This is a genomic window from Rhodoplanes sp. (assembly GCF_013377085.1).
GTDB lineage: Bacteria > Pseudomonadota > Alphaproteobacteria > Rhizobiales > Xanthobacteraceae > Rhodoplanes.
Window position 1 is genome coordinate 166,780 of record NZ_JACAAX010000004.1, and the last position, 15,567, is coordinate 182,346.

The 15,567-nt window shown below is 68.4% G+C and carries 13 protein-coding genes; 3 read left to right on the forward strand and 10 right to left on the reverse strand.

Going from position 1 to position 15,567, the window contains the following annotated elements; all coding sequences use genetic code 11:
* Positions 1–6: 6 nt before the first annotated feature.
* Positions 7–1,056, reverse strand: a complete 1,050-nt coding sequence (locus HXX10_RS05280; protein WP_296520490.1) for an ABC transporter substrate-binding protein — start codon at positions 1,054–1,056, stop codon at positions 7–9.
* A gap of 16 nt (positions 1,057–1,072) precedes the next feature.
* Complete coding sequence (locus tag HXX10_RS05285; RefSeq protein ID WP_296520491.1) at positions 1,073–1,903, reverse strand: ABC transporter permease; 831 nt, start codon at positions 1,901–1,903, stop codon at positions 1,073–1,075.
* 240 nt (positions 1,904–2,143) lie between these two features.
* On the opposite strand from HXX10_RS05285, the gene HXX10_RS05290 reads away from it, so the two are divergent.
* A complete protein-coding gene (locus HXX10_RS05290; protein WP_296520492.1) occupies positions 2,144–2,986 on the forward strand; it encodes a polysaccharide deacetylase in 843 nt (280 codons plus the stop codon).
* Between the two features lie 42 nt (positions 2,987–3,028).
* Here HXX10_RS05290 and HXX10_RS05295 read toward each other — a convergent pair whose 3' ends face one another.
* The 8 genes from HXX10_RS05295 to HXX10_RS05330 form a co-directional block, all read right to left on the reverse strand.
* Positions 3,029–3,244, reverse strand: a complete 216-nt coding sequence (locus HXX10_RS05295) for a hypothetical protein (RefSeq protein WP_367141930.1) — start codon at positions 3,242–3,244, stop codon at positions 3,029–3,031.
* 197 nt (positions 3,245–3,441) lie between these two features.
* Positions 3,442–4,101, reverse strand: coding sequence for a hypothetical protein (locus HXX10_RS05300; RefSeq protein WP_296520493.1), 660 nt, complete (start codon positions 4,099–4,101; stop codon positions 3,442–3,444).
* A gap of 64 nt (positions 4,102–4,165) precedes the next feature.
* Complete coding sequence (locus HXX10_RS05305) at positions 4,166–4,942, reverse strand: hypothetical protein (RefSeq protein ID WP_296520569.1); 777 nt, start codon at positions 4,940–4,942, stop codon at positions 4,166–4,168.
* 98 nt (positions 4,943–5,040) lie between these two features.
* Complete coding sequence (gene fabI, locus HXX10_RS05310; protein ID WP_296520494.1) at positions 5,041–5,823, reverse strand: enoyl-ACP reductase FabI; 783 nt, start codon at positions 5,821–5,823, stop codon at positions 5,041–5,043.
* Positions 5,820–7,037: an acetate/propionate family kinase gene (locus HXX10_RS05315; RefSeq protein ID WP_296520495.1), complete on the reverse strand. Its 1,218-nt coding sequence runs from the start codon at positions 7,035–7,037 to the stop codon at positions 5,820–5,822. The genes fabI and HXX10_RS05315 overlap by 4 nt, the downstream gene beginning before the upstream one ends.
* 6 nt (positions 7,038–7,043) lie before the next feature.
* A complete protein-coding gene (locus HXX10_RS05320) occupies positions 7,044–8,030 on the reverse strand; it encodes a phosphate acetyltransferase (protein ID WP_296520496.1) in 987 nt (328 codons plus the stop codon).
* Between the two features lie 37 nt (positions 8,031–8,067).
* Positions 8,068–10,314, reverse strand: a complete 2,247-nt coding sequence (locus tag HXX10_RS05325; protein ID WP_296520497.1) for a DUF3141 domain-containing protein — start codon at positions 10,312–10,314, stop codon at positions 8,068–8,070.
* A gap of 144 nt (positions 10,315–10,458) precedes the next feature.
* Positions 10,459–10,911: a hypothetical protein gene (locus tag HXX10_RS05330; RefSeq protein ID WP_296520498.1), complete on the reverse strand. Its 453-nt coding sequence runs from the start codon at positions 10,909–10,911 to the stop codon at positions 10,459–10,461.
* A 256-nt stretch (positions 10,912–11,167) separates the two neighbouring features.
* Here HXX10_RS05330 and HXX10_RS05335 point away from each other — a divergent pair, with 256 nt between their 5' ends.
* Both HXX10_RS05335 and HXX10_RS05340 read left to right on the forward strand, forming a co-directional pair.
* The gene (locus HXX10_RS05335; protein ID WP_296520499.1) at positions 11,168–12,271 is read left to right on the forward strand and encodes an efflux RND transporter periplasmic adaptor subunit; all 1,104 of its coding nucleotides are present in this window, start codon (positions 11,168–11,170) and stop codon (positions 12,269–12,271) included.
* 4 nt (positions 12,272–12,275) lie between these two features.
* Positions 12,276–15,464: an efflux RND transporter permease subunit gene (locus tag HXX10_RS05340; protein WP_296520500.1), complete on the forward strand. Its 3,189-nt coding sequence runs from the start codon at positions 12,276–12,278 to the stop codon at positions 15,462–15,464.
* Positions 15,465–15,567 lie beyond the last annotated feature (103 nt).

The following is a 15,567-nucleotide window of genomic DNA, read 5'->3' on the forward strand; positions in this document are numbered from 1 at the left end:
CCGCCGTCAGTTGGGCTTGCGGTTGCGCAGCAGCGCCGCCAGCGCCTCCGCCTCGGCCAGCTCGTCGACGAAGCGGTTGGTGTACATGTCCTGCGGCTTCGGCGGCTTCGGCAGGTCGCCGGAATCGGCGAGAATCTTGATCGACGACGCCCATTTGGCATCGGTCATCAGGCCGAAGCGCGTCTCGTAGTCCGGCACGCGGTAGAGGTCGTAGATCATCTCCAGCTTGCGCGACTCGAGCTTCAGGTCGCGGTCGGGCGACACCGCGACGATCTCCTTCATGGCGGTCTCGATGTGGTCGCGGGTCCAGATCAGGCTCTTGAGCGTTGCGCGCACGAAGCGCCTGACCAGATCCGGGTTGCTCTTCAGCAGCGCGTCGCTGGTGTAGAGCACGGTGCCGTAGAACTGCACGCCGTAGTCGCGCACCGGCATCACGTTGACCGGAAAGCCGCGCTGCTCCAGCGTCAGCGCCTGGCCGAACGAGTAGCCGAACAGCCCGTCGACCTGGCCGGCGGCCAGCATCTGCACCTCGGCGCCGCGCGCCACCATGACGAACTCGATGTCGCCGAGCTTGAGGCCGCCGCTCGCCAGCAGCGGCTCGACCATGCCCTTCACGTTGGCCTGGAACCAGGCGAGCTTCTTGCCCTTCAGGTCGGCCGGCTTGGCGATGCCGGACTTCTGCAGCGTGATCACGGCGAACGGGTTGTCGGGCTGGTCGGCCATCACGGCGACGATCGGCAGGCCGCTGCCGCGCGCCTTGACGAAGGCGTCGGCATTGGTGAGGCCGAACTGCTCGCGCCCGGTGGCGATGAACACCTCGTTCTGCTGCCCGGCGGAGGGCGGCCGGATCTCCAGCTCGATGCCCTCGTCGCGATAGAAGCCCTGCGCACGTCCACCGAAATACTGGGCATGCATGCCCCAGGGCGTGAAGTTGATGCGCAGCACCACCTGGTCGAGGGCGCGGGCCGGCGCCGGCGCGAGAACGGCCGCCGTCGCGACGAGCGCGAAGGCGGCGAGCATCAGGGCCGGCGGCAGGCGGAACAGGGGTCGGGCCATGCGGGTCTCCGTGCGGTCAGGCCGTGGTGGCGTCGCTGATGCCGGTGCGCCACGAGATCAGACGCTCGATCCACGACATCAGGGAGAAGAAGGCGGTGCCGATGACGGCGAGCGCCAGGATGGCGGCGAACGAACGGGCGGTGTTGAAGTTGAAGCTGCCGGACAGCACCAGATAGCCGAGCCCGTTGGAGGCGGCGAGCCACTCGGCCACGATGGCGCCGAGCACGGCCAGCGTGGTCGCGATGCGCAGCCCGGCGAAGATATAGGGCACGGCCCAGGGCAGGCGGAGGCGGAAGAACACTTGCCGCTCGGTCGCGGCGACCGAGCGGAACACGTCGGCGAGGCCGCGGTCGACCTCCTTGAAGCCCGCCATGGTGTTGATCACCACCGGGAAGAACGCGATCGAGGCGACCACCAGGACCTTGGAGCCCAGCCCGGCGCCGACCCACACCAGGATCAGCGGCGCGATGGCGATCTTCGGCACGCTCTGCAGGGCGACGAAGATCGGCATGATCAGCCGCTCCATCAGGGGCCAGCGGATCATCAGGGCCGAGATCGCGAGCGCGAACGCCACCGCCGCGACATATCCGGTGGCGATGCTCCCGATGGTGGAGAGCGAGTGCATCTGGATGAGGCCCCACTCCGCGATGGCGAGCGCGACGATCTCGCTGGGCGCCGGCAGCAGGAAGCGCGGCACGTCGAGGAGCCGCACGGCCGCCTCCCAGGCGGCGACGAGGGCGACGATCAGCAGCGCCGGGCTGGCCCGCTCGAGCAGGTGCCCGGCGCGCGATCGGCGACGCTCGGCGGGGCCGAGAGCGTCGGGGTCGGCTGGCAGCGTCTCGGTCATGCGGGGCTCGGGCTCCGGACAGATGAGGCCGCCGGCGGCGACGGGGGGTTGCAGGGGCCTTGTATACGATGTCCTGCCTGTCCGCGCCAATTGCCGAGCGCCGCAGGCCCGCGTGGCGACCCGCCGGCCGCCCTGATGTCCTCCCTGTGCGGCCGGGCCGCAGGCCGACTCGTGCTATGGTCGGGCCGTGCGCGGTGGTCGACCGCTGACGCCGTGCCTGCCGTTCCGGAGACAAGAAACGTGCCGCGCCACATCGTCTGCCTCACCTTCGACTTCGACACCGAGTCCGGCTTCATCGCCCGCGGCATGACGACGCCGACGCCGCTGTCGCGCGGCGAGTTCGGCCTCGTCGGCGCGGCGCGAATTCTGGATCTTCTGAAAGCACACGGCATCCGCGCCACCTGGTTCACGCCGGGCTTCACCATCGAGAGCCATCCGGAGATGTGCGCCCTTGTGGTCGAGGCCGGCCACGAGATCGGCCACCACGGCTGGTCGCATGTGGCGCCGGCCGCGATGACGCGCGACGAGGAGGAGGCGGATCTCCTCCGCGCCACCGAGTCGATCCGGCGGCTCACCGGCGCGGCCCCGGTCGGCTACCGCTCGCCCGCCTGGGACCTGAGCGAAAACACGCTGTCGCTGCTCGAGGCGCAGGGGTTCCTCTACGACTCCTCGCTGATGGGCGCCGATTATTGGCCCTACCGGGTGCGGCGGGGCGACGTCGCCGAGCTGGGCAAGCCCTACGTGAAAGGGCCGGAGACCGATCTGATCGAGATGCCGATCTCGTGGACGCTCGACGATCACCCGCACTTCGAATACCTGCGCACCCCGCAGGGCATCATGCCGGGTCTGCAGTCCCCCCGTGTCGTGATGCAGAATTGGCTCGACGAGTTCCTCTACATGAGGAAGAGCGTGAACTGGGGCGTGCTCACCTACACGATGCACCCCTATGTGATCGGCCGCGGTTTTCGCATGCTGGCCTTCGAGGAATTTTTGGGCAAGCTGATCGACGGCGGCGTCGTGTTCATGACCATGGTGGAGGCCGCCCGCGAGGCGCGCGGCCGGCTGGGCGGCGGCGAGCGTTGAACCGCAGCCCGAAGCTCGGCGTTTGCTGAACGCACTTTCTTCTCAGCGACGGACGGCCCCGCGCCGCACCGGTGCGACGACACGCGGCGCAACGACCCGGGGGGCGACGACGCGCGGCCGCAGCACGACGCCGGGACGGGCGACGCATCGCGGTGGATAGTCGATATACGTGCAGTACACGACGGCGTGCGCCGGAGTCGTGCCGCCTGTCAGCGGTGTGATCATCAGGAGGGCCAACAACGCGAAGGCGACTTTCATCTGCGTCTCTCCTCGCTCGGGTTGGGCCGAGTGTCGACGTCGTCTCGGCGGGAGCATCTTCGGCGTCTCCGCGCGTTTCGCGCGTTCGTCGACGGCGCAGCGGCGCAGTGATCCCCACGGTCAATCGGGCCCCATTCGGGCACAGCCGCATTGACGCCCATCAAGGGGGCCGTCGGAGAGCCGAACTCTTGCGGGGTTCAGGCCTGCGTTGATTGCGGCGGCGCGCGCATGTTGTCGAACAGGATGTAGGTGCTGAGCACGAGGACCCAGAGCGGAAAGACGACGAAGCTCCAGCCGACATAATAGCTGCCGAACAACAGCAGCGCGGCCAGTGCGTATCCGAGGATCGCCATCCAGCGCGGCGCGATGGCCGTGTAGATGGCGACCGTCGAGGTCGAGATCATGAACACGCCGGCCATCTTGATCATGTAGATGTTGACGATGCCGTAGGTCGCGGCGCGCACCAGCCGGAACGCCGGGGAGGCGACCGGCAGTTCGGCCTGGCCGGCGAACGCCATCAATATGCCGCCGATGAGCGCCGCCGCGACGAACAGCATGCCGAGAAACAACAGTCCGCTTCCCAGGAACACCGTGGCGAAGAAGCGGTCCTCGAGGACGCCCAGGCGGTCGCGCAGCACGCCGATGAACCACAGGAAGGCGATGCCGGCGAACGGCACCAGATTGAGCGCCAGGCCGACGCGCCCCGAGTCTGTCTCGAGCCATGCCCCCGGTTCCAGGGGATCGGACGGCACCGAGCTTCGCAGCAGCCAGAACGACGTGAGCAGCAGCGCCGAGAACAGCATGCCGGCGATCGCCGCGGCTCTCGGGGTCCGCAAGACCTGTCCGGTGAATGCCATTGTGCCCACCGTGCTCTGTGACGCAGGTGCCTGACTGAACGGCGCGCGCTTGCCGGACGTCTCCCTAGTCCTTGAAGCCTGCAATGCTGGAGGCGGTGTCGACCAAGGGCTGCTGGCTGACCGTGATGAATCCGGTGGTCGGACGATCGAGATCCTCGATCAGCAGGATCACGGCGGAGATCAGCCCGGCCATGACATAGACGGGCAGCCGCGAGCGCCGCGCCTCCAACCCGGCGGCATAGCCCGTGAACGCGCTGGCGATCGTGGCGACACCGTACAGGGCGAGGAGGACGATCTTCGGCACGCTGTTGCGCGCGGCGGTCAGACGCTTTTCCTGGTTGTCGATCATCTCGTTGAGGCTCTGGATGTAGAGCCCGGTCGGCACCATGCCGGGCGCTTTCGCCGGCAGCATCTTGGCCTGCTGCCAGAGCGCCTCCTGGATCGCGTTCGACCGGTCGATCGCGGCATTCAGCTCGGAGACCGTGGCGACGCGCCGTGAAAGATCGAGGCGAAGCTGCAGGTAGTCCTTGAGCAGCGCAATCGATTCGGTGTTGTGCGGTGCCGGCAGCATCCGGGCCCGCAAGGCCGTGGTCCCGATCGCGTTCGCCTCGTTCAGCGCCGCGTCGCGGCGGGTTTCGAAGCGGGCCAGCGCCATGGCGAAGGTGAAGCCGATCATCAGGGCCATCAGCCCGAGAATGGCGCCTTCCAGCGTCGCGACATTGTCGCCGCCCCGGTTGCCGGCGCGCACGCCGAGCCGGCGGCCGAACTCGCTGGCCAGCAATATGATGGTGGTGCTGACCAGGAAGACCGCCAGCAGCGGGTAGTCGTTCAGATCGAGCATCGTCACGCCGCGGCTCCGCCGGAAGGCTCAGATGACACCGCGCGGCGTGCAACGGGCGGTGGCGCGTTGCACGCCTGGGTGTCGGTTCTGGGTGGCGCCTAGTCGATGATGTGATACCCCCCGTCGACATACAGCGTCTCGCCCGTGATCAGGCGGGCGGCGTCGTGGGCCAGGAACGCGGTGGCGAGCCCGACATCGTCGATGCTGACCAGCTTGTGGGCCGGCGCCTTGCCGCGCGCCTTCTCCAGGAGCTCGTCGAATTCGGGAATCCCCGAGGCGGCGCGCGTCGCCAGCGGCCCGGGCGAGATCGCGTGCACGCGGATTCCCTTCGGTCCCAGCTCGGAGGCGAGATAGCGCACCGCGCTCTCCAGCGCCGCCTTGGCGACGCCCATTATGTTGTAGTGGGCGACCACCATCTGGCTGCCGTAATACGTCATGGTGAACAGCGCGCCGCCATTGGTCATCAGCGGCTCGGCGAGATGCGCCATCCGCAGGAACGACCAGCACGACACGTCCATGGTGGCGAGGAAGCCCTCGCGGTCGACATCGACCACCCGGCCTTCCAGCGCCTGCTTGGGCGCGAAGGCGATCGAGTGGATGACGAAGTCGAGGCGGCCCCACGTCTTGGCGATCTTGTCGAACACCGCCTCCATCTGGCCCGGGACGCGCACGTCGAGCGGCATGAAGATCTCCGCCTCCAGCTCCTTGGCGAGCGGCTCGACATGCGGCTTCGCTTTCTCGTTGAGATACGTGACGGCGACCTCGGCGCCGAGCGCCCGGAACGCCCGCGCGCAACCCCAGGCGATCGACTGGTCGTTGGCGATGCCGACGATCAGGCCGCGATTGCCTTCGTGGATCTTGGCCTTGTAGACGGGAATCATGTCTCGTCCCTCTGGTTCGGGGTTGAAGCCGGCGGCGCACCGGCGAGCAGCGCGAGCGTGTGCAGCGCGATCATCAGCTCCTCGTCGGTCGGTATCACAAAGACGGCGACGGCGCTGTCGGCCGAGGAGATGCGGGTGCGGCCCTCGGCATTGGCGGCGGGGTCGATGTGGACGCCGAGCCAGGCGAGGCGCTCGGCGATCCTGGCGCGCACGCCGGCCGAGTTCTCGCCGATGCCGGCCGTGAACACGAAGGCGTCGAGCCCGCCGAGCGCGGCGGCGAGCATGCCGGTGCAGAGCCCGACCCGATAGGCGAAGTGGTCGATCGCGAAGATGGCGCGCGGATCGCCCGAGGCTTCGAGCGCGCGCATGTCGCTGCTGATGCCGGAGAGGCCCTTCAGGCCGCAGTCGCGATAGAGGAAATGCTCGATCACAGCGGCGTCCATGCGCTTCGCCGTCATCAGATGCAGCAGCACGCCCGGGTCGATCTGGCCGGGACGCGTGCCCATCGGCACGCCGTCGAGCCCGGTGAAGCCCATGGTGCTCTCGATGCTGCGCCCGGCTCTGAGCGCGCACAGCGAGGCACCGCTGCCGAGATGGGCGACGATCACGCGGCCGCCGGCGATCTCCGGCGCGACCTTCGGCAGGCGGTCGGCGATGTACTCGTAGGACAGGCCGTGGAAGCCGTAGCGGCGCACGCCCTCCGTATAGAGAGCCTCGGGAATCGCGTAGTGATCGGCCAACGCCCCGTGGCCGCGATGGAATGCCGTGTCGAAGCAGGCGATCTGCGGCAGGTTCGGCCGGCGCGCCAGCAGGGTCCGGATCGGCGCGAGATTGTGCGGCTGGTGCAGTGGCGCCAGCGGAGCCAGGGCCTCGAGGTCGGCGAGGATCTTCGGGGTGACTCGCGCTGGGCGATCGTAGGCCGGGCCGCCGTGCACGACCCGGTGGCCGACCGCGGCCAGGGTGATGTCGCGCAGCTCCCGCAGCCACGCCTCGGCCGCGTGGAGTGCCGCCGGCAGGTCCGGCACCTCGGTCGGTGCGAAGCTGCGGTCGACCATGGCGGTTCCGTCCGCCGCGACGATTCGCAGCCGCGGTGCGGTGCCCACCCCGTCGAGCTGGCCTTTCAGCACGCGGCGCAGGGCGCGGGCCGGCGCGATCTCGAACATCTGCAGCTTGAGACTCGACGACCCGGCATTGACGACGAGAATGGCGTCCATGACGGCTCAGCCCGACGAGACGGCCAGCGCATTGCGGCGGGCGTGGGCGTAGAGCACGGCGACGGCACAGGACGCCATGCGGGTGCGCACCGAATCGGCACGTGAGGTCAGGATGATCGGCACGCGGGCGCCGAGCACGATGCCGGCGGCGTCGGCGCCGGCCAGGAAGGTCAGGTTCTTGGCCAGCATGTTTCCGGCCTCGAGATCCGGCACCACCAGGATCTGGGCCCGTCCGGCGACCTCCGACTTGATTCCCTTGATGCGGGCCGCCTCCGGATCGATGGCGTTGTCGAAGGCGAGCGGCCCGTCGACGATGCCGCCGGTGATCTGGCCGCGGTCGGCCATCTTGCACAGCGCCGCCGCATCGATGGTGGACGGGATCTTGGTCGTCACCGTCTCGACGGCGGACAGGAGCGCCACCCGCGGCGTGCCGAGCCCCACCGCGGTGAACAAGTCGATGGCGTTCTGGATGATGTCGCGCTTCTCGTCGAGGTCGGGCGCGATGTTGATGGCGGCGTCGGTGATGAACAGCGTGTCGGAATGACTCGGCACGTCCATGACGAAGACGTGGCTGATCCGGCGGGCGGTGCGTAGCCCCGTCGCGGCGGCCGTCACGGCACGCATCAGCTCGTCGGTGTGCAGGCTGCCCTTCATCAGGAGCTCGCCGCGACCCTCGCGGATCAGCTCGACGGCGCGGGCGGCGGCGGCGTCGCTGTGGGCGACGTCGATCACCTCGAGATCGCTGATGTCGAGACCGTGCGCCCGGGCCACGGCGGCGATCTTGGCGGCGGGGCCGACCAGGATCGGCACGATGATGCCGGCCTCGGCCGCCTCCACGGCGCCCCGCAGCGAGGTCTCGTCGCACGGATGGACCACGATGGTCGGTACCGGCGCGAGCGACTTCGCCTTGGCGATCAGCCGCTCGTATTTCGCATGCGGCACGTGTGCGCCCGGCGGCGCCGCCGCAATCTCGTCGGTCACGCGGGTCGTCATGGTGTCGCCCTCCTGGGCTGGTCGGCCGATCCGCGGGTCAGGACGCCTCCCGGATCGAGCCGTCGGATCCCGAGCCGACGACCGTCAGGGTCGGGCTGCCGCTCTCGCCCGTGAACATGCGGGCGATGCGGCGCAGCCGCGCCTCCACCTCGCCGCTCGGGGCGTCGCGGGCCGAGATCACCTCGCGGACGATCGCCAGGCCCTCGGCCCGTGCGGCCGGGTCGTCCGGCAGCAGCGCCGGGATCGCCGCCACGGCCGCCTCCTGGTCGAGCAGCAGCATGTAGAACTGCTCGCGCAGCAGCGCCTTGAACTCGGCGAGCGGGATCGCTCGCGTCTTCTCGTTGGCGGCCCGGATGCGGCGCACCGTCTCGAAGCCGCGCTCGTCGACCGATCCGCGCGGGATGCCGATGTAGATGATCGCGCGGACGACCGCCTCGCGCAGGCCGCCGACGCCGACCCGGGCCTTCAGCTCGGCGATGCGGCGCTGGACCAGCTCGCGGTGCAGCGCGCTCTTGGCGGCCTTGCGCAGCGGCTTGTCCGACGCCGGGTCGACCCCGAAGAAGGCCTGCACGAACGGCGATCCGTAGAAGGTCCGGAACACCGTCTCGGTCATGCCGTCGCGGAAATCCCGCCAAGCGTCGAGGCCGGCGACGATCTGCTTCGACATCGTCTCCTGTGCCACCACGAACGGGTTATCGGAGTCGATCGGCCGGCGGTTCTCACGCACCCACCCGGCGGCCGTGGCGATCGGCGCAACCCACGGATTGGCGTCGGACAGCAGCTCGTATTGCAGCCGTGCCGGGTGCATCCGGTGCATCATCTCGGCCACGGGCTCGCTGACCATGGCGCGGACGAACGGCCTCGCGAAGGTCTTGTACAGCGCCAGATTGACCTCCGACACGCGGGCCACGGTGGCGAAGCGGCGGTCGTCCTCGACGGTGTTGCCGCCGAGCGCGCGAATGTCGTCGAGCGTGCGGGCCTCGCATCGCATGATCCACTCGCCATGGGCGAGATCGCCATTATGGCTGTCGGTCGACTTCGCCTCGAGCACGGCCTCATAGAGGCCGGGCGGCAGCACGTCGATCAGGTCGATGTTGCTGGCGAACTCGCCGTGCTCCTTGCGGGCGACGCCGCCCGACACGAAGATCCCGAGGTGCCCGACGGACTGGTGCACGCAGTAGACGATCGTTTGGCCGTAGGAGCGGACCTCGTCGACGTCGTCGTAGAGGTCGAGGATCCAGCCGAGCGCCTGCTGGGGCGGCGTGATGTTGTCGCCTTTGGAGCAGAACACCACGATGGGCGAGCGGATGTTGCGCAGGTCGATGGCGATGCCGTTCGAGGACTTGACCTCGCCGGCCGCCAGCTTGTTGCCGACGAACAGCTCGTCGACGATGAACTGCATCTCCTCGCCGTTGAGATTGACGTGGCCGCCCCACCAGCGCTCGAAGTCGAGATATTTCGGCGCCTCGGTGTCGACCTTGGCATAGAGATTGTAGGGCTTCTTCCAGTATGTGTTGGCCGGGTTGAGGTTCTCGAAGTTCTCCACCAGCCAGGCGCCGTCGAACGTGCCGTGGCCGAGATCGCTGGTGAACGCCGTCACCCAGCTTCCGCCGAACAGCCCGCCGGTGTAGCGCATCGGGTTGAGACCGCGCTGGCCGGTCCAGTAGGACAGCGGCGATCCGGCGACGATGATCGGGCCGAACAGTTCCGGTGCGACCGCGGCCAGCATCATCACGGCCCAGCCGGCCTGGCAGTTGCCGACCACGCAGGGCTTGCCCTCGGCCTCGGGGTGGCGGTCGATGACGGTCTGCAGGAAAAACGCCTCGGCGCGGGCGATGTCCTCGATGGTCTGGCCCGGCATCGGATCGGGCAGGAAGCCGACGAAGTAGCAGGTGTGGCCGGCCCGCATCGCGACGCCGATCTCACTGTCGGCCTTGAAGCCGCCGATGCCCGGGCCGTGGCCGGCGCGCGGATCGACGACGACGAAGGGCCGGCGTTTCGGGTCGATCTCGACGCCGTCCGGCGGGATAATGCGAGCCAGAGCATAGTTGACCGGACGGTCGAGCTTGCGACCGTCGACGATCAGCTCGGCCTTGTAGTTGAGGACGTGCGGGGCCGGCATCGCCATGTGCTCGCGATAGCCGTTGCCGCGCTGGCGCATGACGTCCCAGAACAGCACCGAGCGCTGGGCGTAGTCGATCAGATACGAGGCGGCACTCAAGGCGCCGTTGCCGGTGCCGAGCGCGAAGGCGTCCTGCAGGGACGGGGTGTTGTCTGCGGGCATGGTCGGCTCCTGAGATCTGTCGCGGTTTTCTCGACGGGTCTGTCGAGCGAAGCGTTGGCCGGCTTCCCCGCCGTCACGGATGGTTGCACGTGCTGGCGCCGGAGATCGGGCGTCCTATCGCTTGGTTCGGCTACGCCGAACCGATCATCCCCAGCACAACGTCATGCCGATGTCACCGGGTATGCCGCGGGGGAAATCGACCACCTGCACCTTCAGCCGGTAGCCGCGCGGCCGCATGTGCGTGTGCCAGAACTCGTAGAGCTCCTTCGGCAGTCCGGTCAGCGTGGTCTCCCAGCCGGGCTCCTGATTGTTGATCGCGCGGCCGCGGTCGGTGCAGAGCTGGTTGGGAAAGCGGATCACCTGGACCTCGGTCAGCCCGTTGGCGACAGCGCGGTTGACGATGGCCGCGGCCCGCTCGAGCCGCACCTCGTCGTCGACGCCCGACGGCTTCGAGAAGCGATCGAGCAGCGCGTTCTTCTCCGCCTCCTCGGCGGCCCGGGCCCGCATCGCCTCCTTGGCCTTCTCGGCCTCGGCGAGTGCGATCGTCTTCATGAGATCGGCGGCGGTGGGCAGAACGCTGTCGGTTTTTCCGGACATCGTCATCTCCGCATTGACGGGGCTTCACAAGGCTCGACGGGCCGGCGCTGCTCCATTTTATCGGGTCGCCGGCGCCACCGCGGGACGTCGGGAAAAATTCTCTGCGGGACATTCTCGTAGGGCTGTATTGCGATAGAAGTATGATGCGGCTGCTTCGGCACTCCTTGACCCGTGTCAAAGCTGGCGAGTCCGGTGTTGCCGAAGCTCCGGGCCGGGATGGCGGCTCGGAACGATCCGCGGAACGATGGAGAGGGACATGCGACTTTGGCTCTGCGCGGCCGTGCTGGCCTGTGGGCTAGCCGCTCCGACTTATGCGCAGCAAGCGAGCACCGGGGCGGTGCCAGTCGGAGTCGTCAAGGCCGAGCGCAGGTCGATCAGCCAGACGGCCGACTTCGTCGGCCGGATCGACGCCATCAACAAGGTCGAGGTGCGAGCCCGCGTGAAGGGCTATCTCGACGGCGTTTTGTTCAAGGAGGGCGACGAGATCAAGACCGGGGGCGCCCTCTACGCCATCGAGAAGGGGCTGTTCGAGGCCGATGTGGAGCAGGCGCAGGGCGCCCTCGAACGCGCCAAGGCGGCGCTCACGCTCGCCAGCCTGCAACGCCAGCGTGCCGAGGATCTGCTGGCGCGCAATTCCGGCACCGTGGTGGCGCGCGACCAGACGATCGCCGAGGAGCTGTCGGCCAAGGGCGCGGTGCTCAGCGCCGAGGCGAATCTCGCCACCGCCAAGATCAATCTCGGCTACACCCAGATCACCTCGCCGATCGACGGCAAGGTCGGCCGCACCGCCATCACCAAGGGCAACGTGGTGGGGCCGGACAGCGGAACGCTGACCACGATCGTCAGCCAGGACCCGATGTACGTCACCTTCCCGATCAGCCAGCGGGCGCTCACCGAGGCCGCCGCCAAGGGCGGCAAGCGGTCGCCCGACGAGCTGACGGTCTCGATCAAGTTCTCCGACGGATCGACCTACGACCAGACCGGCAAGATGAACTTCATCGACGTGACCGTGAACCGCTCGACCGACACGGTGCTGGCGCGCGCCAGCATGGCCAATCCGAACGGCCTCTTGATCGACGGCCAGTTCGTCCGCGTCACCCTGCAGACCGCCGACACCGAGGAGAAGGTGCTGATCCCGCAATCGGCCTTGATCGCCGACCAGCAGGGCACCTATGTTTTCATCGTCGAGGACGGCAAGGCGGCGGTGCGGCGGGTGTCGGTGAGCGCCTCGGTCGGCGCCGACATCGTGGTCGACGAGGGTCTCAAGGGCGGCGAGCTGATCATCGTCGAGGGGCTGCAGGGCATCCGCCAGGGGGCCGCGGTCCGCGCCACCCCGGTGCAGCCGGTCGGCCGGAGCTGAGCCGATGCTGTCATCGATCTTCGTCGACCGGCCGCGCTTCGCCATCGTCATCGCGATCGTCACCACCATCGCGGGGCTGGTGTCGCTGCTGGCGATTCCGTTCGCCCAGTATCCCGACATCGTGCCGCCCCAGGTGTCGGTGACGACCTCCTATCCGGGCGCGTCCGCCGCCGTGGTGGAGGCCACCATCGCCCAGCCGCTCGAGGCGCAGGTGGTCGGCGTCGACAAGGCGATCTACATGAAGAGCGTGAGCGGCGACGACGGCAGCTACTCGCTGCTGGTCTCGTTCGAGCTCGGCACCGATCCCGACATCAACACCGTCAACGTCAACAACCGGGTGCAGGTGGCGCTGTCCCGCCTGCCCGAGGACGTGCGCAAGCAGGGCGTCACGGTCAAGAAGAAGTCCTCGGCCATGCTGGGCGTCGTCGCCTTGTCGTCGCCGAAGCAGACCCACGACGCGCTGTTCATCTCGAACTACGTCACCATCAACATCCTCGACCAGATCAAGAGCACGCCGGGCGTCGGCGACGCCTCCCTGTGGGGTCCGCTCGACTACGCCATGCGGGTGTGGGTGCAGACCGACCGGCTGACCGGCCTCGACCTCACCACCGGCGACGTCGTCGCGGCGATCCAGTCGCAGAACGTCCAGGCCGCGGTCGGCCGCATCGGCGCCCGGCCGATCTCGGACGATCAGCGCCTGCAGCTCAACATCCAGACCAAGGGGCGGCTCGCCACGATCCCCGAGTTCGAGAACATCGTAATCCGCACCAATCCGGACGGATCGGTGCTGCGCCTCTCCGACGTCGCCCGCATCGAGCTCGGCGCCGCCACCTCGGACACGACCACCGAGCTCAACGGGGCCCCGGCGGCGGCGATCGCCATCTACCAGTCGCCCGGCGCCAACGCGATCACGACGCTCGACGCCGTCAAGACCCTGATGCGCGACATCGAGAAGCGCTTCCCCGAGGACCTCGTCTGGAAGGTGACCTACGATCCGACCACCTTCGTCAAGGCGACCATCCACGAGGTGCAGAAGACCCTGGTCGAGGCCTTCATCCTGGTGGTGCTGGTCGTCTATCTGTTCCTCGGCAGCTTCCGCGCCACGCTGATCCCGACCGTCGCCGTGCCGGTCAGCCTGATCGGCACCTTCATCGTCCTGCTTGCCATCGGCTACTCGGCCAACTCGGTGTCGCTGCTCGCCGTCGTGCTGGCGATCGGCATCGTGGTCGACGACGCCATCGTCGTGGTCGAGAACGTCGAGCGCGTGATGGAGGAGCATCCCGAGCTCTCCACCGCCGACGCGACCAAGAAGGCGATGACCGAGATAACGGCGCCGATCGTCGCCATCACGCTGGTGCTTTTGTCGGTGTTCGTGCCCGTGGCCTTCATCCCCGGCATCTCGGGCGAGCTGTTCCGCCAGTTCGCCGTCACGGTGGCGGTGTCGATGCTGCTGTCCGCCATCAACGCCCTCACGCTGTCGCCGGCGCTGTGCGCGATCCTGCTGAAGCGCCATCACGGGCCGCGCCGCGGCCCGATCGGCTATGTGATGCGCGGCATCGACAAGGTCCGCGACGCCTATGGCGCCGTGGTGGCCCGCATCGTGCGCATCTCGGTGCTCAGCCTGGTTGCGGTCGGCGTCGCCGCCGTCGGCATCGTCGGCTTCGCCAGGATCACGCCGACCGGCTTCCTGCCGGAGGACGACCAGGGTGCCTTCTTCGTCGTCGTCCAGCTTCCGGGTGGCGCCTCGGTCGCCCGTAGCGGCGAGGTGATGCGCCAGGCCGAGGCGATCCTGAAGGAAGAGCCGTCGGTGGAATTCTACACCTCGGTGGTCGGACTCAACTTCATCGACAACTTCTCGCAGGCGAACTCCGCCTTCATGGTCGTCACCCTCAAGGCCTTCGAGGAGCGCACCGAGCGGTCGCAATCCGCCTCGGCCATCATGGGGCGGCTGGTGCCGAAATTCCGCCAGATCCAGGGCGGCACCGTGCTGCCTTTGGCGCCCCCGCCGATCATCGGCCTGGGCACCGGTGGCGGCTTCACCTATGTGCTCCAGGACCTCCAGGCCGGCGATCCCAAGGCGCTGGCCCAGGTGCTGCGCGGCCTGCTGATCGCCGCCAACCAGGATCCGAACCTCAGCCGCGTGTTCTCGACCTTCTCGGCCACCAACCCGTCGATCTATCTCGACATCGATCGCGACAAGGTGCAGGTGCTCGGCGTCAAGCTCTCGGACGTGTTCCAGGCTTTGCAGGCGACGCTCGGCGGCCTCTACGTCAACGACTTCAACCTCTACGGCCGCACCTGGAAGGTCCAGCTCCAGGGCGAGGCGGTCGACCGCAGCGCGGTCGACGACATCTTCCGCATCAATGTGCGCAACAAGGACGGCCAGATGATTCCGATGCGCAGCCTGGCCGAGGCCAGCGTCATCGTCGGGCCGCCGTCGCTGATCCGCTACAACAACACCCGCGCCGTCACGGTGCAGGGCTCGCCGGCGCCGGGCGTCTCGTCCGGGCAGGCGCTCACCGCGATGGAGCAGGTCGCCGCCAAGACGCTTCCGGCCGGTTACTCCGGCGCGTGGACCGACACGGCGTTCCAGGAGAAGCGCGCCGAGGGCAAGACCACCATCATCCTCGCCTTCGCGGTGCTGTTCGCCTATCTGTTCCTGGTCGCCCTCTACGAGAGCTGGACGATCCCGGTGCCGGTGCTGCTGTCCGTCACGGTCGGCCTGCTCGGCTCGTTCGCGGCGATCGTGATGGCGGGCCTGACGCTCGACCTCTATGCCCAGATCGGCATGGTGGTGCTGATCGGTCTCGCCGCCAAGAACGGCATCCTGATCGTCGAGTTCGCCAAGGAGCAGCGCGAGCGCGGCGTGCCGCTCCTGGAGGCGGCGGCCGAGGGTGCGCGGCTGCGTTTCCGGCCCGTGATGATGACGTCCTTCGCCTTCATCCTCGGGCTCTGGCCGCTGGTGGTGGCGACCGGTGCCTCGCAGCTCGCCCGGCGCGACGTCGGCACCCCGGTGTTCGGCGGCATGATCTTCGCGTCGTTCCTCGGCATCTTCGTCATCCCGCCGCTTTATGTGTTCTTCCAGGCGGTGCGCGAAAAGCTGCGCAAGGGCGCGCGCCCGAAGGTGGAGCTGCCGCCGGCGGCGGAGCGGGGATCAGGTGCGGCGACGGCGGAGACCACGACGGCCGAGTGAGGCAGGAGTTTCGTGCGCAGGGGCGCGCGTGCAAGAGTGCGGTTCTGATGGCACGGCGCCGGTTCTCCTTCTCCCCGCACGCGGGGAGAAGGTCGGGATGAGG

What these genes read in the sequence shown, in the direction of transcription:
- HXX10_RS05320 (WP_296520496.1), bottom strand. Translation starts at nt 8,030, where the DNA reads ATGACGACCCGCGTGACCGACGAGATTGCGGCGGCGCCGCCGGGCGCA.
- fabI (WP_296520494.1), bottom strand. Translation starts at nt 5,823, where the DNA reads ATGATTCCCGTCTACAAGGCCAAGATCCACGAAGGCAATCGCGGCCTG.
- HXX10_RS05295 (WP_367141930.1), bottom strand. Translation starts at nt 3,244, where the DNA reads ATGAAAGTCGCCTTCGCGTTGTTGGCCCTCCTGATGATCACACCGCTG.
- HXX10_RS05325 (WP_296520497.1), bottom strand. Translation starts at nt 10,314, where the DNA reads ATGCCCGCAGACAACACCCCGTCCCTGCAGGACGCCTTCGCGCTCGGC.
- HXX10_RS05340 (WP_296520500.1), top strand. Translation starts at nt 12,276, where the DNA reads ATGCTGTCATCGATCTTCGTCGACCGGCCGCGCTTCGCCATCGTCATC.
- HXX10_RS05335 (WP_296520499.1), top strand. Translation starts at nt 11,168, where the DNA reads ATGCGACTTTGGCTCTGCGCGGCCGTGCTGGCCTGTGGGCTAGCCGCT.
- HXX10_RS05305 (WP_296520569.1), bottom strand. Translation starts at nt 4,942, where the DNA reads ATGCTCGATCTGAACGACTACCCGCTGCTGGCGGTCTTCCTGGTCAGC.
- HXX10_RS05285 (WP_296520491.1), bottom strand. Translation starts at nt 1,903, where the DNA reads ATGACCGAGACGCTGCCAGCCGACCCCGACGCTCTCGGCCCCGCCGAG.
- HXX10_RS05330 (WP_296520498.1), bottom strand. Translation starts at nt 10,911, where the DNA reads ATGTCCGGAAAAACCGACAGCGTTCTGCCCACCGCCGCCGATCTCATG.
- HXX10_RS05280 (WP_296520490.1), bottom strand. Translation starts at nt 1,056, where the DNA reads ATGGCCCGACCCCTGTTCCGCCTGCCGCCGGCCCTGATGCTCGCCGCC.
- HXX10_RS05300 (WP_296520493.1), bottom strand. Translation starts at nt 4,101, where the DNA reads ATGGCATTCACCGGACAGGTCTTGCGGACCCCGAGAGCCGCGGCGATC.
- HXX10_RS05315 (WP_296520495.1), bottom strand. Translation starts at nt 7,037, where the DNA reads ATGGACGCCATTCTCGTCGTCAATGCCGGGTCGTCGAGTCTCAAGCTG.